We start from the raw sequence: 22,225 nt of genomic DNA, 5'->3' as shown, positions 1-22,225 counted from the left end.
GGTGAAACAAGCGGCGCGTGAAGAGGAATGGGCAGCATGGTTGCGGCTCGCCATCGAGGGCGATGCGCAGGCCTACAACCGTTTTCTCACGGCTGTAACGCCGCATCTGCGTGCCATGGCGCGACGGCGTTGCGATCAATATGGCGCGCCGCCGAGCGAGGCGGAGGATGTGGTGCAGGAAGTGCTGCTTGCCATTCACCTGAAGCGCGGCACCTGGGATCCCGCCCGGCCGCTCGGCCCCTGGCTGACGACGATCGTGCGCAACAAGCTGGTTGACAGTCTGCGCCGTCGCGGCAGGCATGGCAGCGTGCCGATCGACGACGTTTCCGATTTCCTGGAGGCGGCGGACGAGACGCACGAGGCCGCCGACCGCCTCGACACGGAGACGGTGCTGGCGCGGTTGAAGGATCCGCAGCGCGATATCGTCCGCTCGATCTCGATCGAAGGGGAGGGTATCCGCGAGACGGCGGCGCGGTTGAAGATGACGGAGGGCGCGGTGCGCGTCGCCCTCCACCGGGCGCTGAAATCGCTGGCCGCCTTCTATCGGAGCGACTGACATGAAGACCGATGAGCTGATCACCCTGATGACGCAAGACGCGCCCGTTCGCCTGCGCTATGGCCGGGCGATCGGCACCGCGCTTGCGGTGGGTGTCGTGTTCTCCGCCGTGCTGCTCATTGCCACCGTCGGCCTGCGACACAACATGGCGACGGTCTTCGAGACGGCGCGGGTCTGTTTCAAGATAGGGGTGACGCTGGTGCTTGCCGTGCTTGCGGCGCGGCTGGCCATGCGCATCGGGCGACCGGGTGTGGCGATCCGCCTGCCGGCCCTGCTGCTTGCCTTGCCGGTGATGATGGTCGTAGCCGCCGTCGTGATGGAGCTTTCCGTATTGCCTCAAGGTACATGGGCGGCCAGCATGGTCGGCGAGAATGCGCTTTTCTGCCTGCTTTTCGTGCCCATTCTGTCGCTTGCCCCACTGGCCGGCCTGTTTTGGGCGCTTCGGCGGGGAGCGCCGGAGAACCCGGCAATGGCGGGCGCGGCGGCCGGATTTGCTGCCGGCGCCATTGCCGCGGCAATCTATGCCTGGCACTGCCCGGACGACAGCCCACTTTTCCTTGCCACCTGGTACACGATCGGTATCGCTATCGTTACTGGCGCCGGGGCACTGCTCGGCCGCCGCTGGCTGCGGTGGTAGGGATCGTTTGCCGAAGGCGCCGCGGCGCAGAGGGGGCTTGCGCCTCCGGAGCTGCCCCGGACGCGCGGGCTTTTGGACAGATGTTCCGCTCTTTCTGTTTCATGCGTTGCCAAGCCCATAGCGGGCTGCGGCGCGGGCAAGCGAGAGGTTCGGCCGCAGGGCGTCACGGGCTGCAAGGTAGGCGTCCAGATCGGCCGTGTCCGGAAGGGAGGGAACGGTCAGCGCCTCGCCGAGATCAAGGCCGGCCAGTGCGGCATCGACCATCTCCTCGACGTCCATGACCATGGCTGCCGGCAGGGTTTCAAGCTTTTCTTCCTCCCAGATCGCGGTGCGTGTGATGCCCGGCAAAACGCCCTGCACCCGGACGCCGGCCGGGGAAAGCTGCGCTTGCAGCGCCTCGGTGAAAGCGAGGACGTAGGCCTTCGTGGCCGGATAGACGGCGGTGAAGGCGGCCGGCATGAGTGCGGTGACCGAGGTTATGTTGATGATCGTACCCCTGCCTGTGGCGGCAAGCCGCGGAGCGATCGCTGCGGCAAGGCGGGTGACGGCGAGGATGTTGAGGTTGATCATGCCGGTGACGTTCACGGGGTCCAGTTCGGTGATCATGCCTTCCCCGGCGATGCCGGCATTGTTGACGAGGCCGGTGATGGCGGCATCCTCGCGCAGGCGGGCTTCGACCGCGGCCAGCCCTTCGGGCCGCGCAAGGTCGGCAGCGAGAGTTTCGACGGCAACGCCGTGGGCCGCCCGCAGCCGCGCGGCAAGCGCCGCCAGTCTTTCGGCACGGCGTGCGACGAGCAGCAGGTTGTGGCCGCGGCGGGCAAGCCGGTCCGCATAGACCGCACCGATGCCGTCGGATGCGCCGGTGACGAGGAAAGTGTCTTTGCTCATGGTCTGTCTCCTTGATAGCGCGTTGGATGAAACGGCGCCGGGCCGGCGCGCTCTGGCGCCGAGGCCCGTGCCGGAAGGCGGTCAGGCATTGATGAAGGCGAGAAGGTCGCCGTTGAACCGGTCCTGGTGGGTCTGCGTCAGGCCGTGATCGGCGCCCTCGTAGACCTTCAGCACGGCATGTTCGACGATCCGGACGGTCGACAGGGCGGAGGCGCCGATCGGCACGATCTGGTCGTCGTCGCCGTGCAGCACCAGCGTCGGCTTGTCGAAGGCCTTGAGATCCTGGTGGAAATCGCTTTCGGAGAAAGCGCGGATGCTGTCGAGCTGGCCCTTGAGGCCGCCCATCATGCCCTGCCGCCAGAACTCCTCGCGAATACCTTCGGAAAGGACCGCACCATCTCTGTTGTAGCCGTAGAAAGGAATGGTCACGTCCTTGAAGAACTGGCTGCGATTGTCATAGGTGCCCTTGCGGATGCCGTCGAAGACATCGATAGGCAGGCCACCGGGATTGGCTTCCGTCTTCAGCATCAGCGGCGGAACGGCGCCGATCAGTGCGACCTTGGCGACGCGGTCCGTGCCGTGGCGGCCGATATAGCGGGTGACTTCGCCGCCGCCCGTGGAATGGCCGACAAGGATGACGGCGCGGAGGTCCAGCTGCTCGATCAACTCTGCCAGGTCATCGGCATATTGGTCCATGGTGTTGTTGTGCCAGACCTGGTCGGACCGGCCGTGGCTGCGGCGGTCGTGGGCGATGGTGCGAAAACCCTGATTGGCGAAGAACACCATCTGTGCGTCCCAGGTATCGGCGCTGAGCGGCCAGCCGTGAGAGAACAGGATGGGCTGGCCGTCGCGCGGACCCCAGTCCTTGTAGAAGATATGCGTGCCGTCCCGGGTTGTGATCGTGCTCATTGGTCTGTCTCCTTTTGTCGAGGGCTTGATTGCCTCCCGTGTGAATAGAGATACTCTGGCGTGTGTCCGGGCTGGATGGGCGCTTCTGACAGAAGGCGAGCCGAAACTGACAAAAGGCGGGAGATGCGCAATGGAAGTCGGATTGATGCTCTACCGGGATTGCCAGGCTGCGATGGTGCACGGCATCACGGACCTCTTCGCCATCGCGTCGATCTTCTCGCGTGATCGCGGCGGACCCGCCGTGCGGGTCAGCCATTGGCGCATGGATGCGGAAGGGCGCTTTTCCCGCAGCCATGACACCGATCCCGGTGCTCCCGGAACGCCGGATATCCTCGTCGTGCCGGGTCGGCTGACAGGGCCGGCCGAAGCGGAGGAGGCGGCGCCTTACGCCCGCTGGCTGCTGGACCGCCACGGCCAGGGGGCAACGCTTGCCTCCACCTGTGGCGGGACGTTCATCCTGGCGGCGACGGGCCTGCTTACCGGCCGCCCCGCCACCACGCACTGGCTGTTTGCCGAGCGGTTTCGCGAACGATTTCCCGATGTGCGACTGGAGGCGGACAAGATCGTCATCGAGGATGGCGACATCATCACCGCCGGCGGGCTGATGGCCTGGACCGATCTCGGCTTGCGCATCGTCGATCGCCTGCTCGGCCCCTCCGTGACAATCGAGACGGGCAAGTTCCTGTTGGTCGATCCGTCCGGACGCGAACAGCGGCATTACAGCAATTTCGCGCCCCGCCTCACCCATGGCGATGAGGCGGTGCTGAAAGTGCAACACTGGCTGCAAGAACGAGGCGGCCGGCCCACCAGCATCGCCGACATGGCCGGCCATGCGCGGCTGGAGGAGCGCACCTTCCTGCGCCGCTTCAAGACGGCGACCGGCATGAAGCCGATCGAATATGTGCAGCACCTGCGGATCGGCAAGGCGCGGGAGCTGCTGGAGTTCACGCGACGCACCGTCGATCAGATCGCCTTTGCGGTGGGCTACGAGGACGCGGCCGCGTTCCGCCGTGTGTTCCACCGCATCCTCGGTCTCTCTCCGGGCGAATATCGCAGCCGGTTCTCGGTGGCTGTGGCGGCGTGAGCCCGGGGGGCGCCTCTTCTTTGCCCCGGCGCAAAGACCGGCTGCTCTTCTCCTGCAAGGGTTGGCGAAAACTGGAAACGCCAACCCTTGCAAAGGAGCCAGGATGCAAACGCTTTCTCTTGACCGGACCGTGACGTCGATTGCCGCGGAACTGCCGGGCGCTGCCGATCTGTTCCGTCGATCGGCCATCAACTTCTGCTGTGCGGGCGATATCCCGCTTCGTGCCGCGGCCGAGCGGGCGGGGCTTTCGCCGGAAGACCTGCTAGCCACGCTGGAAGCACTCGAACGGTCGGCCGGCCGGGATGCGCCGGAGGAGACGGAGCCGCTCATCGAGCATCTCCTCAGCCGCTATCACGAGACCCATCGGCAGGAACTGGCTTTCCTTATCCCGCTTGCCGAGAAGGTCGAGCGGGTCCACGGGGACCATCCGGCCGCGCCCTCGGGGCTTGCCGCGGCGCTGACCGCGCTGCGCGACGAACTGGAAGGTCACATGATGAACGAGGAACAGGTGGTTTTCCCGATGATGCGTCGGGGCGGGGCCGCCCGGATCAACCAACCGGTCGCACAGATGCGCCGCGAACACGACGATGCCGTGCGACTTCTCCACGATATCGAGCATGCCGCCCACGGCATGGCCCTGCCATCGGGCGCCTGCGGTTCGTGGACGGCGCTTTATACCGGGCTGAGAAAGCTCACCGACGATCTCGTGATGCACATGCATCTGGAAAACACGGTGCTCTTTCCGCGCTTCGAGGCGCCTGCCGCCTGAGGGCGAAAGCCCGGCGCTGCTGCTGCTGCTCGGTGAGTGGTGGCGTCGACGGCTGTCCGGGCCGAGGTTGGCGAACCATCGACCTCTGCCCGCCGGCTGCGTCCTTCGGCCTGTCAGCTCTTTCAGCGGCCCGTTCGAAGGGCAGATATGCAATCGAGGATCCGGGCGGCATAAGTTTGCGCCCGGGCGCGGCCCGCTTCGTCCGGAAGGCGTTCGGCAAGATCGAGGTAGGCGTCGAGCAAGACTTCGCTCAAAGCCCGCGGGGCTTCCAGCACGGCCGGGTCCAGTGAAACGAGTGCCGGCGACAGCGGGTGGTGGGTAAGGGCCTTTGCGCGGGCACTGGCCTGAGCCGACAGGCCCGCGAGCGTGGCCCCGGCTGATCCCGGCACGTCTTCGACGGCCCTAGCGGCAAGCAGCGTCGATAGGCGCTCCTCAAGGGTGGTGAGCGTCCACTGCTGCGCCTTTCCGGATATTGCTTCGCGCTGGAGATGGAAGGCACGCCGCCGTTCCTGCCGCAAGGTCGCGATATGCGACAGTTCCTCGCGCGCCATCTGTTCGGCCGCCTCGCGCAGCGGGGCGGAGGGGCTGCGGGAGGCGAGATAGGTCCAGAAGGTGAAAGCACGTTCCTCGTTGCGCACGGCGATCGAGAAGACGCGGTAGGCGCTGATGAGTTCCGGTGCGACAAGGGAAGCGCCTTCGTCGTCGAAGGTCGGGTCGAGGCTCCAGCGCACCGCGGACGGGTCCGGTTCCTTGCCGGTCGTGCGCTGCGACCAGTAGCCGACATTGCCGAGATGGCCGCTCTCCTCCTCCACCAGCTTTTCGAAGACCGCGGCAAGGTCGGGCCGGTCTTCTCTCCTCATGCGATCGGCGAGTGAGGCATAGCCCGCGATGGCCTCCTGCTCCATCGCCGCGGCGATCGCAAAAAGCTCTTCCATGGTTTCAACGGTGCCCGAAGGCTCGTTCCCGAGTAGCGGCATCGGCAGCATCTCCCTTGCATGCGCCACTCTCCCATCGTGGATCGCTGCGGTGTTTGTGCTGCAACAAATTGCGCGCAGGTATCTTGCCTAGAATGCCGGCATCGATACTCGATTGCCGGAATACGCCACCTTGACGGACTGCCCGCAGACCCTATCCCGCAAAACGACGCGTCCCGCCGTCTGGTTGAGATGGGTCCTGCTGGTGCTGTTCACCCTGCTGGCGGCGATGCCGGTCGTGTCGATGGCAGAGGCCGCCTCCCGGCTAGCGGAGTACCTGCCGAAAGCACAACCATCGGATCTCTTTCCCGGTGCTGACCGCTTCGGCGAACCGGCAGGCGAACCACCGATCGCCCCGGTCTGGCGAGGCGAAGTTCTCGCCGGCTACGCTTACCTCAATTCCGATTTCACCAGCGCGACCGGCTATTCGGGCAAGCCGATCCACATCCTCGCCGGCATCGACCCGCAGGGTGTGCTGCGCGGCTTCAAGCTGGTCCATCACCAGGAACCGATCGTCCTCATCGGCATTCCCGAGGAGAAGGTGGTTGCCGCGCTCGACACACTGATCGGCCGCGATATCGGCCGTGTCGCCGCAGGCGCGGAACGCCCGCCCCAGGTCGACATCGTCAGCGGTGCGACGGTGACGGTGCTCGTCATGGGCGACAGCGTCGTGCGCTCGGCCGTGCGGCTCATCCGCAGCGGGCGACTGGGGGGCGATGTTGCGGTAGGTGCAGCGCCACCGGCCGAAATCCGCAAGCTCAAGACGGAAGCCGGCGCGGCCCGTTCCTGGGAGGAACTCGTCGGCGACGGCTCCATCCGCGGCCTAGGCCTGTCTGTCGGCGAGGTGAGCGAGGCTTTCGTACGCGCCGGCGAGGACAAGGCCGCGCAGCATCCCGAAACGCGCAGCCCCGAAGATCGCTTCATCTCGCTCTACGTCGCGCCCGCCAGCGTGCCGGAAATCGGCCTCAGCCTGCTCGGCAAGGAAGGCTATGAGCGGTTTCGCGCAAAGCTGCGGCCGGGCCAGCAGGCCATTCTCGTTGCCGGTGACGGGGCCTATTCGTTCAAGGGCTCGGGTTATGTGCGCGGCGGCATCTTCGATCGCATCGAGCTGATGCAGGACGGGCAGGGCGTTCGGTTCCGCGACCGCGGGCACACGCGACTTGCCGATATCGCCGCCGAAGGCGCGCCGCATTTCCGGGAAATTGCGCTCTTCACCGTGCCGGAGGATTTCGTCTTCGACGTGACGGCGCCCTGGGAGCTGCAATTGCTGGTGCAGCGCTCCTGGAGCGTGCGCGACAAGGCCGTCCTGCCCTTCGACCTCGGCTACAGCCTGCCGGATCGCTACGTCACTGTCGAAAAGGCGAAGCCGGTGCCGGTCGCCATGGCCGAAGCCGAACCGCAGGCTGCGGCACCGTTCGCAGACGAGAGTGAGCCGCTCTGGATGCAGATGTGGCGCATGAACACGGTTGAGATCGGTATCACGACCTTCGCGCTGCTGCTGCTCACCGTCATCTTCTTCTTTCAGGACTGGCTCGTTCGCCGTCCCGTGCTGCATGTCTGGGTGCGGCGCTCCTATCTCGCCTTCGTTCTCGTCTGGCTCGGCTGGTATGCCAATGCGCAGCTTTCCGTCGTCAACGTCCTGACCTTCACCAATGCGCTGATCACCGGCTTCAACTGGGAGTTCTTCCTCTCCGCGCCGCTGATCTTCATCCTCTGGGCGACAGTAGCCGCGGGGCTCCTCTTCTGGGGGCGGGGGCCGTTCTGCGGCTGGCTCTGCCCGTTCGGCGCCCTGCAGGAACTCACCAACAATTTCGCGCAATGGCTGAAGGTGCCGCAGATCAAGGTGCCGTTCTGGCTGCACGAGCGGCTGTGGCCGGTGAAGTACATCCTCTTCCTCGGCCTGTTCGGCCTGTCGTTCTACTCGGTCGCGCTCGCTGAGGTCTTTGCCGAGGTCGAGCCGTTCAAGACGGCGATCATCCTGAAGTTTGCCCGTGACTGGCCCTTCGTGATCTTTGCGCTGACGCTGCTCTCGCTCGGCCTCTTTATCGAGCGCTTCTATTGCCGCTACCTCTGCCCGCTCGGCGCCGCGCTCGCCATTCCCGGCCGCATCCGCATGTTCGAATGGTTGAAGCGGTGGCCCGAATGCGGCTCTCCCTGCCAGCGCTGCGCCAAGGAATGCCCCGTGCAGGCCATCCATCCCGAGGGGCAGATCAACGTCAACGAATGCATCTACTGCATGCACTGCCAGGAACTCTACCACGACGACCATCGCTGTCCGCACATGATCCAGGTGCGGCTGAAGCGGGAGAAGTTCGAGCGGCTGTCCTCGCCCGCAACACGCGGGCCGGGGCCGGCTCCGCCGGTCATCACCCACAGGGGCGTCGCCATCGAGAAACCCGATCCGGCTGCCGGATCGCCGAACTGACACCAGAACAAGGAGAGGTGCCATGTCACAGGATGAAACGAAAGCAGGTCTGAGCCGCCGCCAATTGCTCGGTTCCACGGCCGTCGCGGCGGGGGCGGTGGGAACCGGTGCGCTCGCCCTCGGCAGCATCACCGCGGCGCCCGCGCTCGCACAGGCCGCTGCCAGCGGCAATTACGAGGTCAAGCCGGGCGAACTCGACGAGTATTACGTCTTCTTCTCCTCCGGCCAGACGGGCGAGGTGCGCATCCTCGGCCTTCCCTCAATGCGTGAGCTGATGCGCATCCCGGTCTTCAACCGGTGCAGCGCCACCGGCTGGGGGCAGACCAACGAGAGCCTGAAGATCCTGACAGAGGGCATGCTGCCGGAATATCGCGAACTGATGAACAAGCGCGGCGCCGCCGCCTATCTCAACGGTGACCTGCATCACCCGCACCCCTCCTTCACCGAGGGGACCTATGACGGCCGCTATCTCTTTGCCAACGACAAGGCGAATACCCGCGTCTGCCGCATCCGCCTCGACGTGATGAAGTGCGACAAGATCGTGCAGCTGCCCAACCAGCACACGGTCCATGGCCTGCGCGTCCAGAAATATCCGAAGACCGGCTACGTCTTCTGCAACGGCGAGGATCGCGTGCCGATCCCGAACGACGGCAAGGTGCTCGACGACAAGTCGCATTACCGCTCGATCTTCTCGGCCGTGGACGGCGAGACGATGAAGGTCGCCTGGCAGATCATGGTGGATGGCAACCTCGACAATGTCGATGCCGACTACCAGGGCAAATATGCCTTCTCCACCTGCTATAATTCGGAGGAGGGCGTGAACCTTGCCGAGATGATGGAGGCCGAGCAGGACTGGGTCGTCGTGTTCAACCTGAAGCGCATCGAGGAGGCGGTTGCCCGCGGCGACTTCACCGAGATGGGCGGGGTGCCGGTTCTCGATGGGCGCAAGGGCTCGCCGTTCACCCGCTACATCCCGATCTCCAACGGCCCGCACGGCATGAACACCGCGCCTGACGGCATCCATATCGTCGCCAACGGCAAGCTCTCGCCGACTGTGACCGTCATGGATGTGCGCACCTTCGACGATCTGTTCGAAGACAAGATCCAGCCGAAGGAGACGATCGTCGCCGCGCCGGAGCTCGGTCTCGGCCCGTTGCACACGGCCTATGACGGCAGGGGCAATGCCTATACGACGCTCTTCATCGACAGCCAGATCTGCAAGTGGAACATCGAGGATGCCAAGCGCGCCTACAAGGGCGAAAAGGTCGATCCGATCCGCCAGAAGCTCGACGTGCACTACCAGCCCGGCCATAACCACACCTCCATGGGCCAGACCAAGGATGCGGACGGCAAGTGGCTGATCTCGCTCAACAAGTTCTCCAAGGACCGGTATCTCAACGTCGGCCCGCTGAAGCCGGAGAATGACCAGCTCATCGATATCTCCGGCGACGAGATGGTGTTGGTGCACGACAATCCGACCTTCGCCGAACCGCATGACGCCACCATCGTCCACCGCTCGAAGATCGATCCGGTGCATGTGTGGAAGCGCGACGACCCGTTCTTCGCCGATGCGGTGAAGCAGGCCGCGGCCGACGGCATCGACCTGATGGCCGACAGCGAAGTGATCCGCGACGGCAACAAGGTGCGCGTCTACATGACCTCCGCCGCGCCGGCCTTCGGGCTGGAGACCTTCTCCGTCAAGCAGGGCGACGAGGTGACGGTCTACGTCACCAATATCGACGAAGTCGAAGACCTCAGCCACGGCTTCTCCATCATCAACTACGGCCTCAACATGGAGGTGGCTCCGCAGGCGACGGCTTCGGTAACCTTTATCGCCGACAAGCCCGGCGTCTACTGGTACTACTGCTCGTGGTTCTGCCATGCCATGCACATGGAGATGAAGGGTCGCATGTTCGTCGAGCCGCAGGCGGCCTGACGTGACAGCCTGTTCCGTCATGACGAGGATTGTGGTGGCGGCCCTTGCGGCCGCCCTCGCACCCGTTTTCGCGTGGGCGGAGACCGTCTCCGTTCCCTCCGGCGCGGAGAACCTGCAGGCGGTTCTGGATGCCGCCCGACCGGGGGATGTGATCCGGCTGGAGGCGGGTGCGCATCGCGGTCCTCTGCTGATCGCCACGGCATTGACGCTGGAAGGCGAGGGTGGTGCGGTGCTCTCGGGTACGGGCATGGGCAGCGTCGTCACTGTCACCGCGCCCGGCGCAGTAGTGCGCGGGCTTGAAATCCAGGGTTCCGGCACGGATATCGGCGCGCTCGATTCCGGCGTCTTCCTTGACAAGACCGCGACCGGAGCGATTGTCGAGAACAATCGGATCACCGGCAATCTCTACGGCGTCTATATAAGGGGCGCCAAGGACGCGCTGGTGCGCGACAACCGGATCGAGGGCATGCGCGAGGGGCGCTCGGCGGAGGCCGGCAACGGCGTGCACCTGTGGAATGCGCCGGGGGCGAAGGTGATCGGCAACGACATCCGCTTCGGCCGAGACGGCATCTTCACCAATGCCAGCCGTCGCAACGTCTTTTCCGGCAACCGCATGCGCGACCTGCGTTTTGCCATCCACTACATGTATACGAATGAAAGCGAGATCAGCGACAATATCTCGACCGGCAATTCCGTCGGTTACGCCATCATGTATTCCGACCGACTGACCATCACCGGCAATGTCTCCGATGGCGATCGCGATCACGGGCTGCTGCTCAACACCGCGAAGGGCTCGACGGTCTCCGGCAACCGGGTGAAGGGACGGATGCAGCCGGTTTCCCGCTGGATCAATGCCGGCCGCCAGAGCGACACACATGGTGTGACCATGGAGAGCGATACCGGTCACGACGTCGCGGACCAGCGCCTCGGCCCGGAGAAATGCGTCTTCATCTACAATGCCAACCGCAACCGCTTTTCCGGCAACCGCTTCGAGAATTGCGCGATCGGCATCCATTTCACGGCGGGTTCCGAGGGTAACCGCATGAGTGGCAATGCCTTCATCCGCAATCGCAATCAGGTCAAATATGTCGGCACGCGCTACCTCGACTGGTCGGCGGAAGGGCGCGGCAACTACTGGAGCGACAACCCCGCCTTCGATCTCGACGGCGACGGTATCGCCGATACGCCTTACCGGCCGAACGATCTCGTCGACCGGGTTCTGTGGACCGCGCCGCAGGCGAAAATCCTCACCAACAGTCCGGCCGTGCAGGTCATCCGGTGGGCGCAGAACCAGTTTCCGGCGCTCCTGCCCGGCGGCGTGGTCGACAGCCGTCCGCTGATGGCCCCGCCGGGCGAAGGAATGTGAATGCCATGACCCACCGCATCGACATCCAGGCTGTTTCCAAGGCCTTCGGCGCCTTCACGGCCGTACGCGACGTTTCCTTCTCGCTCGCCGAAGGCGAGATTGTTGCGCTGGTCGGCCACAACGGCGCGGGCAAGACGACGCTGATCAAGCTGATGCTCGGCCTTCTCCGCCCGACCGCCGGCACTGTTCGTGTGCTCGGGGGCGATCCGGCGGCTGATCCTGCCGTGCGGGCGCATCTCGGCTACCTGCCGGAAAGCGTGTCCTTCAATCCGGCCCTGACCGGCCGCGAGACGCTGGCCTTCTATGCTGCGCTGAAGCGCGCGCCGCACCGCCAAATCATCGAGTTGCTCGAACGGGTCGGTCTGGCACAGGCCGCCGACCGGCGCGTGCGCACCTATTCCAAGGGCATGCGGCAGCGGCTCGGGCTGGCGCAGGCGCTGCTCGGCGCGCCGCAGGTCCTCCTGCTCGACGAGCCGACGACCGGCCTCGACCCTGCACTCCGCCGCGATTTCTATGGTTTCCTCGACGAACTGCGGGCAGGCGGCGCGACGATCCTGCTTTCCTCCCATGCGCTCAGCGAGCTGGAGGGGCGGGCCGACCACATCGTCATCATGGGGCAGGGCGTCAAGATCGCGGATGGTTCGCTGGATGCGCTGCGCAGCATCGCGCGGCTGCCGACGCGCATCCGCGTGCGCCTTGCCGGGGGCGAAGAAAGACGGCTTGAAGGGGAAGCGGACTGGCGGCCGGTCAACGGCCACATGCTGGAGATAGAGGCTGCGCCGGAGGACAAGGTGGCGCTGCTGCGCGCCGCCGTCGGTGCCCGCATCGCCGATCTCGACGTGACGCCGCCGACGCTCGACGAACTCTACGCCCATTTCCAGGACAGGCAGCGGGAGACCGGCCAATGAGGACCATCCTCGTCATCGCGCGCAAGGAAATCCAGGAGGGCCTGCGCAATCGTTGGGTCCTCGCGACCACGCTGCTTCTGGCAACGCTTGCGCTCACCCTCACCTTCCTCGGCAGCGTACCCACCGGCAATGTCGGGGCAAGCGCGCTCGACGTGATCGTCGTCAGTCTGTCGAGCCTGTCGGTGTTCCTCGTGCCGCTTATCGCGCTCCTCATCTCGCACGACGCCATCGTCGGGGAGGCGGAACGGGGCACGCTCCTCCTGCTGCTCAGCTATCCGCTGGCGCGTTTCCAGGTGATCGCCGGCAAGTTCATCGGGCATCTGGCAATCCTCGCTTTCGCAACGTTCATCGGCTACGGCGCGGCGGCGCTGGCGCTCGGCCTTGGCGGTAGCGCCGGGCTCGTCGCCGGCTGGCCGGCCTTCGTGCTCCTGATCGGTTCCTCGGTGCTGCTCGGCGCGGTCTTCATCGCCATCGGCTATCTCGTCAGCACGCTCGCCGGCGAGCGCGGTACTGCGGGCGGCATTGCCGTCGGTGTCTGGCTCGTCTTCGTGCTGGTCTACGACATGGCGCTGCTCGGCCTTCTGGTCGCCGACCAGGGGCGCACGGTCACAGGCGGGCTGCTCAATGCCCTCCTTCTGCTCAACCCGACCGATGCCTATCGCCTGCTCAATCTCGGCGGTGAGGCGGGGGCGATCTCGGGCATGGCCGGCGCGGCCTCGCTCAGTGCGCCAGCGCTTGCCGCTGCGCTCGTGCTGTGGGTAGCGCTGCCGCTTGCTGCCGCCATGCTGGTCTTTTCAAGGAGAGAGGCATGAAGCGCATCCTCGCCACCTTCGTTCTCGTCCTCGTCGCGGGCTGTTCGGAACGGCAGGTCGAGACGCCGCAGCCTTTCGCCCTGACGCAGGAGGCGATCGGTCGCTATTGCGGCATGAACGTGCTCGAGCACGAAGGCCCCAAGGGCCAGATCATCCTGTCGCAGATCCCCGAGCCGATCTGGTTCTCCTCGGCGCGCGACGCGGTCGCCTTCACGCTCCTGCCGGACGAGCCGAAAGCCATCGCCGCCATCTATGTGTCCGATATGGGCGCTGCAGCGAGCTGGGCGCAGCCCGGTGCGGAAAACTGGATCGACGCCCGCACCGCCTTTTATGTGATCGGCAGCACGCAGCGTGGTGGCATGGGTGTCGCCGAGACCATTCCCTTTTCCAGGGAAAGGGACGCGCGCGACTTTGCCGGAAAACATGGCGGCGAGGTGGTCGGCTTCCCGGATATTCCATCTGGCTATGTGCTGGGTGACGGTCAGGCGAACGACGGCGCCGACCAGCAGCGTGAGGAGGCGGAACAATGATCAAGGGTGCAAGGCCGACCCGTCGCCGTTTCATAAGCCTTTCAGCCGCGGCCGCCGGCACGGCGCTCTGCCCGCTCGGCGCACGCGCCGGGTCTGCGGCTGTCCGCTGGCGCGGCCGTGCCCTTGGCGCCCCGGCGGAAATGATCTTGCATCATCCCGACCGGGCACAAGCCGAACGGCTGATCCGGCGTGTCGTCGTCGAGATCGATCGCCTCGAGCGCATTTTCAGCCTGTACCGGCCGGATTCCGCGCTTGCGACGCTGAATGCCCGGGGTGCGCTCGCTGATCCGCCGGTAGAACTGATAGAACTGCTGGAACAGAGCCATACCGTCTGGGCGCTGAGCGGCGGCATGTTCGATCCCACCGTCCAGCCCTTGTGGCTGCTGCATGTCCGGCACTTCTCGACTCCCGACGCCGACCCGGCCGGCCCCCCGCGCGAGAGCATCGAGGCGGTGTTGGCGCGCACAGGCTTCGAGCATGTCGCCTTCGACCGCAACCGTATCGCCTTTCGCAGGCCGCGCATGGGGCTGACGCTGAACGGTGTCGCGCAGGGCTATATCACCGATCGGGCGGTGGACATCCTGCGCGCCGGCGGTGTGTTACATACGCTCGCCGATCTCGGTGAGGTACGCGCCCTCGGGCCGCGTGAGAACGGCACACCCTGGCACGCTGGTATCGCCGGGACAGACATACGCGTCGATCTCGTAAACCGCGCGATCGCGACCTCCGGAACGAACGGTTTCCGCTTTGCCGGGCCGGGCTCTCCGAGCCATCTGCTCGATCCCAGAACCGGTGTTTCGGCTGGCCGTCATGACAGCGTCAGCGTCGTCGCGCCGACCGCCGCAGCCGCCGACGCTCTTTCCACGGCCTTCAGCTTCATGGATGGCGACGGGATCGTGACAGCGCTGCGGGCACTTCCGGCAACGCAGGTGCATTTGCATGAGCCGGACGGCAGCTATCGGCATATCGTGTGATGATCCCGGACAGTTGCGGACGGCCGGCAGCGCCGTAGCCGCCCATCAGGCGCCGAGCATCACGACACGGTTGCGGCCCGTCCGTTTGGCTTCATAGAGTGCATTGTCTGCCCTGAGGATCGCCGAGCCGAAGGGTTCGTCCGATGGGTCCGCAAGCGTGGCGCCGATGCTGACGCTGACTGGGATCACGGCGCCTTCGATATCGAAGGGCGAAGCATGGATCGCCATGCGGATGCGCTCAGCCAGTGTCACGGCCGCTCCCGGCTCCTCGGCTGCCAGCAAGACCGCGAATTCCTCGCCGCCAAGCCGTGCAAAACGGTCGCCCGATCGCACGACCTCCTGGCAGCGACGGGCGAACTCCATGAGGACAAGGTCGCCTGCGCGGTGGCCATGCGTGTCGTTGATCGATTTGAAATGATCGATATCCAGCATGAGCACGCCCATGGACGCCGCGCCGCTCGATCTGGAGAATATCTCTTCCGCTTCCTCGAAGAAGCGTCGGCGGTTGAGGATGCCGGTCAGCGGGTCGGCATTGGCAAGCACCTTGAGCTGCTCGGCATAGGCGCGCTCCTTCGTCACGTCGATGTAGAGATTGACGTTGAAGTTGCCGACCGTCCTTTGCCGGAACTGGATGCGCTTCGTCGCGCCGCTGGCCGTCCTGACGTCGAGATCGAAGGGCGTCATCTCGCGGTTCTCGCGCCGGGCGTCTGCGATCGAGGAATGCCATTGTGTGCGGGCATATTCGCGGTATTGCGGATCGGGATAGACGAGGCGCCACCAGTCCTCGATGCTTTCGATCTCGTCCTGAGTATAGCCGAAAAGCGCCTTGAACGTCGAATTGGCGAACTGGATCTGGTCGTCGCTGCTGGCGATTTCGAAGCCGAAGGGCAGCCAGTCCAGAAGCGAGATCATCTGTTCCTGCCAGCCGGCAAGGGAGACGGAACCCTGCGGCGGCGCATCCGTGAAGGTGAACAGGCGCACGAGTTCGCCCTCGATCGCGATCTTGGTGACCTGCACCATCAGCACGCGTTCCTGCGCCTGCACCATGGCCCGGATCAGGAAAGGCTCGCCCGGCACACCGATCGGCGCGACGCTCCATATCTGCGAGAGGAGAATGCTCGCCTCGCGACCGACGAGATCTTCGATGGGCAGGTTCTCGAAGGCTTCCAACCCCAGTCCGAACAGGACCGCGGCATTGGAATTGGCCCGGCGCACATGCAGCGTGCCCTTCTCGACAAGGACCATCGGTGCACCAACGCAGCCCATCCAGAAATCGACGTCCTCACGGGACCTGCCGTAGGGAACATCGTCTGTCTTGGTTCGCTGCGACGCTGTACTGCTCATGCGATCCGATACCCATCGTCCTCTGTGCAAGGCCACAGAGACCTTCCGTGCCCGAAGATAGTCACCTAACGTAAGAAAAGGCTTAAGCGCCCCGCAGATTCCATCTGGCCAAGCCTTCTGCGTTTTCCGACGCTTGCAGCAACGCAGTGCCCTCTCATGCGCAAAACGGTGGCGTCTGGGTCATGCCGGCATTTTTAGGGGTGGGGCGCATTGCGAAATGCGATAGTCCGTGAGCAAAAGGATTTCGGGAAGATCCCGGTCCCCCCGACGGACGGCCGCCAGCCAAGCGAGAACTCAAATGCCGCAACGAGACAAAGACGCAGACGTCGCCATGCCCTCCGATGCGCTGAGGACATATCATCCGGTCTGCGATGCGATTGCGCTCATCCTGCAGCCCTATGCGGAGGTGGTTCTCCACGATCTCTCCAGCGAGACGGTGAGCTACATCGCCAACAACTTCTCGAAGCGGGATCTCGGGGAACCGTCGCTGCTGCACGAAATCGACTTCAAGCCGAACGACCGGACGATCGGGCCTTATGAGAAGGTGAATTTCGATGGAAGGCGGCTGAAATCGGTGAGTGCGGTGTTGCGCGCGCCCGATGACCGGGCGATCGCCATCCTGTGTATCAACATCGACGTTTCGCACATCCAGTCTGCGATCCAGGTGCTGAGCGCCATGTCCACTGTCTCCATCGACCAAGGCAAGCCCGCTGCCCTGTTCAAGGAAGACTGGCATGAGCGGGTCAACGAATATGTGCACGGCTGGACGACGAAGCGGGGCCTTATGATCGCTGACCTCACCCGGGCGCAGAAACAGCAGCTTGTGCGCGAGCTGGCCGAAGACGGCGCCTTCAGCGGAAAGCATGCGGCTGCCTATATCTCGAAGATCCTGCAGATGGGCCGGGCGACGGTTTACAACTACCTTCGCGACACCAAAGCCTGAGCCCCGAACGGCAGAAGGGGCGCCCGCGGGGCGCCCTCTGTGGTGGCGGTCGAGCGGGCGATCAGCGGCCGTAGATCGCCTGTGTGATGACATCGCGGTCAAAATTCGCGCCGCAAAGCAAGATCACGCTCGTCTGGCCGGAAAGGCTGGCTGCAACCTTTTCGAAGCCGGCAAGCGCAAGGGCGGCCGAACCCTCGACGATCATGTTCTCCTCGAGAGCGAGTGTTTTCAGCGCGGCGCGGATGTCGTCCTCGCCGCATTCGACGACCTCGTCCATGGTCGCCATCGAAAGAGGCAGCGTGATCGTGTCGAGATCGATGCCGCCGGCGACGGCATCGGCGAGCGTCTCGTGATGCTCGGTCTCGACCACCCGGCCGGCCGCCATCGATGCCGCCAGCGCCTTCGAATGGCTCGCGGCGACGCCGTAGAGCTTCGTGCGCGGGCTGAAGGCCTTAAGCACCGCACCGATGCCGCTGATCAGGCCGCCGCCGCCCATCGCGACGAAGACATTGTCGACGCCGGCACACTGTTCGAGGATTTCGAGCGCGATCGTGCCCTGGCCGGCGACGATATCGGGATCGTTGTACGGTGAGACATAGGCGTGCCCTTCGGAGGCAGCGCGTTCCTGGGCGTGCTGTTCGGCAAGGCCGGTCTCCTCGCCGTGCAGGATGACCTCGACGCCGTAGGAGCGGATCTTCTCAAGCTTGGCGGGCACGACGGTTTGCGGCAGCACGACGGTGAGGCTGCGGGAAAGCGCCTTGGAGGCATGCGCCGCGCCGATGCCGTGGTTGCCGGACGAGGCGGTGATCAGCCGCCCGCCCGCGGGCTGGGCGGACATTTTCGACATTGCGCCCCTGATCTTGAAGGATCCGGTGAGCTGGAAGTTCTCCGCCTTGAAGAGCACCGTCGTGCCTTCGGCCTTTCCGGCCTTGCGGGCGGGCAGGAGCGGTGTCTGGTAGATATGGTCACGAATGCGGGCCCTTGCCCGGACGGCGGCGGCCGCGGTTTCGAAGACGATGGTCTGCATGGTTTCCTCGCTGGTCAGTGTTGCGGCCCGATTTGTCGAAGGAATTCCTTCGTACGGGCATGGGATGGATGACGGAAGAACGTTTCGGGATCCGCCTCTTCGAGGATCGTTCCGCGGTCCATGAAGACGATGCGGTCCGCCACGCTTCGCGCGAAGCCCATTTCGTGGGTCACGACGATCATCGTGAGGCCCTGGCGGGAAAGGTCCGTCATGACGTCAAGTACCTCCTTGACCATTTCCGGGTCGAGGGCGGAGGTGGGCTCGTCGAACAGCATGACCTTCGGCTTCATGCACAGGGCGCGCGCGATCGCCACGCGCTGCTGTTGTCCACCGCTGAGCTGACGCGGATAGTTGTCCGCCTTTTCCGTCAGCTGCATGCGCGCCAGCATGGCCAGCGCCTCTTCTTCAGCTACCAGGCGTGGTGTCCGGCGTACCCGCCGCATGGCGAGTGTCAGGTTGTCCAGAACCGTCAGATGTGGAAAGAGGTTGAACTGCTGGAAGACCATACCGACGTCGCCGGCAAGCGCCAGCACGTTGGCACAGTCGGCCGAAAGGCTGTGGCCGGCGATTTCCACGGTGCCACCCTGCCGTTCCTCCAGTCCGTTCAAGCAGCGTACCAAGGTCGATTTGCCAGAACCGGAAGGCCCGCACAGGACGATGCGCTCGCCGGCTGTAACCTTCAAGCTAACCCCGTGCAGGACTTGCGCCGCGCCATAGGATTTGACCAGGTTTTCCGCGATGATCATGACGAGGCTCCAAGGGTAGGTGAGCGCGGATGCACCGTACGGCCGCTCCTGCCGATGGCGGCGGCTCCCGGAATGCGACGTTCGAGAAAGCGGAAGGCGACGCCGAACAGGAAACCGATCGCGAGATAGAGAATGCCGGCGACGATGAAGACCTCGAAGGGTGCGTAGGTTTTCGCCGTGAAGGCGCGTGCCGCTCCCGACATTTCCATGACCGTGACGGCGCTCGCCAGCGAGCTAGCCTTCAGCACAAGGATCAGTTCGTTGCCGATCGAAGGCAGGATCGCCCGGTAGACCTGCGGCAGGAGCACATCGCGCATGCGGCTGAAGCCTGAGAGACCGAGCGAGATGGAGGCCTCCGCCTGGCCGGGTGGAAGCCGCCTCAGGCCGCCGGCGACGATCACGGCGACATAGGCTGCGGAATTGAGGCCGATGGCGATGATTGCGCAGTTCACGGGCTCGCGGATGATCGGCCAGATCACGCTGGCGCGCACCGCATCGAACTGGGCGAGGCCGTAGTAGAGGCTGAAGAGCTGAACGAGGAGGGGGCTGCCGCGCACGAGGAACGTGTAGATCGTTGCCGGCCAGCGCAGCAGCGGGGACCTCGCTGTTAGCCCCAGCCCGAGCGGCAGGGCGAGGATCTGGCCGAGTAGGAAACTGGCCAGGGTAACGATCAGCGTCAGCTTCAGGCCGGCATAGACGATGGGGATGGACTGCAGGAGGATCTCGGAGGACATGGTGCTCACCGTCCGACCGTCAGGCGTCGATTGCCATAGGCGAAGATCGCCATAGAGACGCTGGTGATGGCCACATAGAGGCCGGCGACGATGAGGTAGAAGGTCATGGGCGATTGCGTCGCGCCTGCCGCCACGACGCCCTTGCGCATCAGCTCCTCAAGCCCGACGATCGAAACCAGCGCGCTTTCCTTGAGAATGATGAGCCATTGGTTGCCGAGACCGGGCAGGGCATAGGCGAACATCTGCGGCAGGATGACATGCCGAAATGTTGCGCCGGCGCCAAGGCCGAGGCTCTTGGCCGCTTCCGCCTGGCCGGGCGGGATCGTGTGGAGCGCGCCGCGCAGAATCTCTGTGAGATAGGCGCCGGAAACGAAGGAGAGTGCACAGATACCGGCGCTCAGCGCATCCACCTCGACATAGGCGCCGAATATCCTGCTGAGGAGAACCGTGCCGCCGTAGAAGACGAGGAAGATGACGAGCAGTTCCGGAAGGCCGCGGATGACGGTGACATAGGTGGAGACGCACCAGCGCACCGGCGCATTGCCGAACTCGGCACCGAACACCGCCGCAACGGCAATCACGAGGCCGATGGCAAAACTTCCGAAAGCCACTTCGAGCGTGACGAGCAACCCTTCCAGCAAATGTGGAAGATAAGCGAGGATAAGAGACATGGGTCGACCCTGGGGGCCATGCGCCGCATCTGGCGCGAGGCATGGCCCTGTCCGCTGTTAGCCCTTGAAGGAAAGATCGTAGCCGAAGAATTTGGTCGAGATCTTCCCGATCGTTCCATCGGAGATCATGTCGACGATGGCCTTGTCGACGCGGGCTTTCAGCTCCTCCCGGCCCTGCTTCAGGGCGATGCCCTGCCCGTTGCCGAATTCGGAATAGTCGGCGCTGGTCAGCATCGGGCCGGCAAGCTCAAGCTTGCCCTCGCGAGCCTTCATCAGTTCCTCCCAAACCGACTGCTCGAGAAGGCCGGCATCGATGCGGCCAGCGGCCAGGTCGTCGGCGATCTGCTCGTTGCGCTCATAGAGACGAACGTCGGCATTCTTGAAGTATTTGTTGGCCACGGCCTCATGGGTCGAACCGGTCTGCACGCCGATCGCCTTGCCTTCCAGCGCGGCCTCGAGTTCCGCCTTCGTCTTGGCGACAGCGAGCGCGCCGCCCTTGACGGTTGCGATGTGATAGGGCGCGTCGGCATAGGCCTTTGAGAAATCCACCTGCTTTGCCCGCTCGGCGGTGATCGAGAGGCCGGAAATCACGAGGTCGAACTTGCCGACCTGAAGGCTTGCCAAGAGGCCATCGAAGGACTGGTTCGTCCAGGCGCAGTCTGCGCCGATGCGCTTGCAGATCTCGTCACCGACCTCGCGGTCGAAGCCGACGATATCGCCTGCCGTATTCGTATAGCCCCATGGCGGGAAGTCGGCGCTGGTGCCGATGCGCAGCGGCTCTGCACCGGCGCTCCCGGCGACGATGGCGGCAAGGACGGATGCGATTGCTAGGATTTTCATGTCATTCCCCTTTTCAGTGATGGTTTCTCTAGGTCGGCCCGGCGAAGATCAGGTCGCGGCCCGGATGTCCAATCCGGCGACCCGCTCCAGCACGGTTCTGGCCATGGCGATATCCTGGGTGGCGACCCCGGTGAGATCGGCGATCGTGATCTGCGAAATGGCTTGGCGTCCGCGTGCACGCCCGGAAAGGATGAGGCCGAGCTCGATGCAGTCCTCTGCCTTGATCAGCCCCGCGGCGAAGGCACCGGCGAACTCGCCGTGTTCCAGGCATTGACGGGCGAGATCGACCGCCAGCACATTGGCGCGAGCGACGAGCTCAACCGCCAACTCCTGTTTGCCCGGCGCGTCGGCACCCATGGCGGTGATATGCGTGCCTTCCCGGATCCAGCCGGCTTCGATGAGCGGATGGGCCGAGGGCGTCGTGGTGACGATGACATCGGAGGTGCGGCACATGGCTTCGAGATCGTCTGCCAGCTGGACCGGCAACCCGATCGCCGCGAGGTCCGCCTGGAGGGCTTCGGCCTTGGCACGCGAGCGACCCCAGACATTGATCGTGATCGGCCGGCCGGCGAGGGCGGCCATGGCCCTCGCCTGAAAGCGGGCCTGCGTGCCGGTGCCGACGATGGAGAAGGTTTCGGCATCGTCGCGGCAGAGGGCGAAGGTAGCAACGGCGCCGCCGATGCCGGTTCTCAGATCGGTCAGCCAGCCCTCGTCGTTCAGTGTGGCGATCACCCGGCCGGTCTCGGCCGAGACGGCGACGATAATGCCGTTGCTCGATGGCAATCCCCTGGACGGGTTGTCGTAGAAGCCTGCGGCGATCTTCACGACGAAGACCGGATCGCCTGCGATGTAGCCGTACTTGATGTGGCAGTCGCCGTTTTTGCCGGGAAAGCCGAGATAGCCGACCGGCGGCACGTCCGCGCGCCCGTCCGATATCGCGATGTAGGCATCCCGTATCGCCGCGACCGTTCCGGGGTCGATGCCGATGAGGTTCTGGATGTCGGAACGTGAGAGCTGGATCATGGGCTTCCCGCCTTTTCAGGCAATCAAGGTTTGCAGCCTGCCCCGTTCGGGCACGACATGTCGTGCCCGGCGGAAACCTGGCTGGCCGCAGGTGGCGTGGATTTGTTTACGGGCAACCGGAAGGTCTGG

Annotated in this window: 22 protein-coding genes; 12 read left to right on the top strand and 10 right to left on the bottom strand. The window is 64.7% G+C overall.

Annotated features, from left to right (window positions below; all coding sequences use genetic code 11):
* Position 1 precedes the first annotated feature (1 nt).
* Positions 2 to 556, top strand: a complete 555-nt coding sequence (locus tag P9A16_RS28370; protein WP_037405382.1) for a sigma-70 family RNA polymerase sigma factor — start codon at positions 2 to 4, stop codon at positions 554 to 556.
* A 1-nt stretch (position 557) separates the two neighbouring features.
* Positions 558 to 1,193, top strand: a complete 636-nt coding sequence (locus P9A16_RS28365) for an NrsF family protein (RefSeq protein WP_023515381.1) — start codon at positions 558 to 560, stop codon at positions 1,191 to 1,193.
* A 99-nt stretch (positions 1,194 to 1,292) separates the two neighbouring features.
* On the opposite strand, the gene P9A16_RS28360 is transcribed toward P9A16_RS28365, so the two are convergent.
* The gene (locus tag P9A16_RS28360) at positions 1,293 to 2,081 is read right to left on the bottom strand and encodes an SDR family NAD(P)-dependent oxidoreductase (RefSeq protein ID WP_023515382.1); all 789 of its coding nucleotides are present in this window, start codon (positions 2,079 to 2,081) and stop codon (positions 1,293 to 1,295) included.
* Between the two features lie 81 nt (positions 2,082 to 2,162).
* Positions 2,163 to 2,990, bottom strand: coding sequence for an alpha/beta fold hydrolase (locus P9A16_RS28355; protein ID WP_023515383.1), 828 nt, complete (start codon positions 2,988 to 2,990; stop codon positions 2,163 to 2,165).
* Between the two features lie 130 nt (positions 2,991 to 3,120).
* Here P9A16_RS28355 and P9A16_RS28350 point away from each other — a divergent pair, with 130 nt between their 5' ends.
* Together P9A16_RS28350 and ric are read left to right on the top strand one after the other, a co-directional pair.
* Complete coding sequence (locus P9A16_RS28350; protein WP_023515384.1) at positions 3,121 to 4,074, top strand: GlxA family transcriptional regulator; 954 nt, start codon at positions 3,121 to 3,123, stop codon at positions 4,072 to 4,074.
* Positions 4,075 to 4,177: 103 nt separating this feature from the next.
* Positions 4,178 to 4,843, top strand: a complete 666-nt coding sequence (ric, locus tag P9A16_RS28345; protein ID WP_023515385.1) for an iron-sulfur cluster repair di-iron protein — start codon at positions 4,178 to 4,180, stop codon at positions 4,841 to 4,843.
* Positions 4,844 to 4,965: 122 nt separating this feature from the next.
* Here ric and P9A16_RS28340 read toward each other — a convergent pair whose 3' ends face one another.
* Positions 4,966 to 5,820, bottom strand: a complete 855-nt coding sequence (locus P9A16_RS28340; RefSeq protein ID WP_023515386.1) for a ferritin-like domain-containing protein — start codon at positions 5,818 to 5,820, stop codon at positions 4,966 to 4,968.
* 130 nt (positions 5,821 to 5,950) lie between these two features.
* Here P9A16_RS28340 and P9A16_RS28335 point away from each other — a divergent pair, with 130 nt between their 5' ends.
* From P9A16_RS28335 to P9A16_RS28305, 7 genes are read left to right on the top strand one after another with little or no spacing between them, the layout of a single operon-like run.
* Positions 5,951 to 8,242 (top strand): NosR/NirI family protein, encoded by a 2,292-nt coding sequence (locus tag P9A16_RS28335; RefSeq protein ID WP_023515387.1) that lies wholly within the window; start codon positions 5,951 to 5,953, stop codon positions 8,240 to 8,242.
* 22 nt (positions 8,243 to 8,264) lie between these two features.
* Positions 8,265 to 10,178, top strand: a complete 1,914-nt coding sequence (nosZ, locus tag P9A16_RS28330; RefSeq protein ID WP_023515388.1) for a TAT-dependent nitrous-oxide reductase — start codon at positions 8,265 to 8,267, stop codon at positions 10,176 to 10,178.
* 19 nt (positions 10,179 to 10,197) lie between these two features.
* On the top strand, positions 10,198 to 11,544 hold the full coding sequence (locus tag P9A16_RS28325) for a right-handed parallel beta-helix repeat-containing protein (protein ID WP_156031828.1): 1,347 nt from the start codon (positions 10,198 to 10,200) through the stop codon (positions 11,542 to 11,544).
* 5 nt (positions 11,545 to 11,549) lie between these two features.
* Complete coding sequence (locus P9A16_RS28320) at positions 11,550 to 12,452, top strand: ABC transporter ATP-binding protein (protein WP_024270092.1); 903 nt, start codon at positions 11,550 to 11,552, stop codon at positions 12,450 to 12,452.
* A complete protein-coding gene (locus tag P9A16_RS28315) occupies positions 12,449 to 13,264 on the top strand; it encodes an ABC transporter permease (RefSeq protein ID WP_023516194.1) in 816 nt (271 codons plus the stop codon). The genes P9A16_RS28320 and P9A16_RS28315 overlap by 4 nt, the downstream gene beginning before the upstream one ends.
* Positions 13,261 to 13,794, top strand: a complete 534-nt coding sequence (locus P9A16_RS28310; protein WP_023516193.1) for a nitrous oxide reductase accessory protein NosL — start codon at positions 13,261 to 13,263, stop codon at positions 13,792 to 13,794. The genes P9A16_RS28315 and P9A16_RS28310 overlap by 4 nt, the downstream gene beginning before the upstream one ends.
* Positions 13,791 to 14,768 carry an FAD:protein FMN transferase gene (locus tag P9A16_RS28305; protein ID WP_023516192.1) on the top strand — a complete coding sequence of 326 codons (978 nt, stop codon included), beginning with the start codon at positions 13,791 to 13,793 and terminating at the stop codon, positions 14,766 to 14,768. Before P9A16_RS28310 ends, P9A16_RS28305 begins: the two co-directional genes overlap by 4 nt.
* A 45-nt stretch (positions 14,769 to 14,813) precedes the next feature.
* Here P9A16_RS28305 and P9A16_RS28300 read toward each other — a convergent pair whose 3' ends face one another.
* The gene (locus P9A16_RS28300; protein WP_023516191.1) at positions 14,814 to 16,112 is read right to left on the bottom strand and encodes a GGDEF domain-containing protein; all 1,299 of its coding nucleotides are present in this window, start codon (positions 16,110 to 16,112) and stop codon (positions 14,814 to 14,816) included.
* Positions 16,113 to 16,410: 298 nt separating this feature from the next.
* On the opposite strand from P9A16_RS28300, the gene P9A16_RS28295 reads away from it, so the two are divergent.
* Positions 16,411 to 17,055: a helix-turn-helix transcriptional regulator gene (locus P9A16_RS28295; protein WP_024270091.1), complete on the top strand. Its 645-nt coding sequence runs from the start codon at positions 16,411 to 16,413 to the stop codon at positions 17,053 to 17,055.
* Between the two features lie 61 nt (positions 17,056 to 17,116).
* Here the strand turns inward: P9A16_RS28295 and P9A16_RS28290 are convergent, their stop codons facing one another.
* Genes P9A16_RS28290 through P9A16_RS28265 form a run of 6 tightly spaced genes read right to left on the bottom strand, consistent with a single transcriptional unit; the run spans position 17,117 to position 22,096 of the window.
* Positions 17,117 to 18,082, bottom strand: coding sequence for a threonine ammonia-lyase (locus P9A16_RS28290; RefSeq protein ID WP_024270090.1), 966 nt, complete (start codon positions 18,080 to 18,082; stop codon positions 17,117 to 17,119).
* 14 nt (positions 18,083 to 18,096) lie between these two features.
* Complete coding sequence (locus tag P9A16_RS28285) at positions 18,097 to 18,828, bottom strand: amino acid ABC transporter ATP-binding protein (RefSeq protein ID WP_023512834.1); 732 nt, start codon at positions 18,826 to 18,828, stop codon at positions 18,097 to 18,099.
* Positions 18,825 to 19,562 carry an ABC transporter permease gene (locus P9A16_RS28280; protein ID WP_023512835.1) on the bottom strand — a complete coding sequence of 246 codons (738 nt, stop codon included), beginning with the start codon at positions 19,560 to 19,562 and terminating at the stop codon, positions 18,825 to 18,827. Before P9A16_RS28280 ends, P9A16_RS28285 begins: the two co-directional genes overlap by 4 nt.
* Before the next feature lie 5 nt (positions 19,563 to 19,567).
* Positions 19,568 to 20,233: an ABC transporter permease gene (locus P9A16_RS28275; protein ID WP_023512836.1), complete on the bottom strand. Its 666-nt coding sequence runs from the start codon at positions 20,231 to 20,233 to the stop codon at positions 19,568 to 19,570.
* A gap of 57 nt (positions 20,234 to 20,290) precedes the next feature.
* Complete coding sequence (locus P9A16_RS28270; protein ID WP_023512837.1) at positions 20,291 to 21,073, bottom strand: transporter substrate-binding domain-containing protein; 783 nt, start codon at positions 21,071 to 21,073, stop codon at positions 20,291 to 20,293.
* Positions 21,074 to 21,121: 48 nt separating this feature from the next.
* Positions 21,122 to 22,096 carry an ornithine cyclodeaminase family protein gene (locus P9A16_RS28265; protein WP_023512838.1) on the bottom strand — a complete coding sequence of 325 codons (975 nt, stop codon included), beginning with the start codon at positions 22,094 to 22,096 and terminating at the stop codon, positions 21,122 to 21,124.
* Between the last annotated feature and the right edge of the window lie 129 nt (positions 22,097 to 22,225).

Origin of the sequence: Shinella sp. 838 (assembly GCF_029623935.1) — a bacterium.
GTDB lineage: Bacteria > Pseudomonadota > Alphaproteobacteria > Rhizobiales > Rhizobiaceae > Shinella.
Note: the sequence above shows the minus strand (reverse complement) of the source record. Positions and strands in the feature narration are given on the sequence as shown.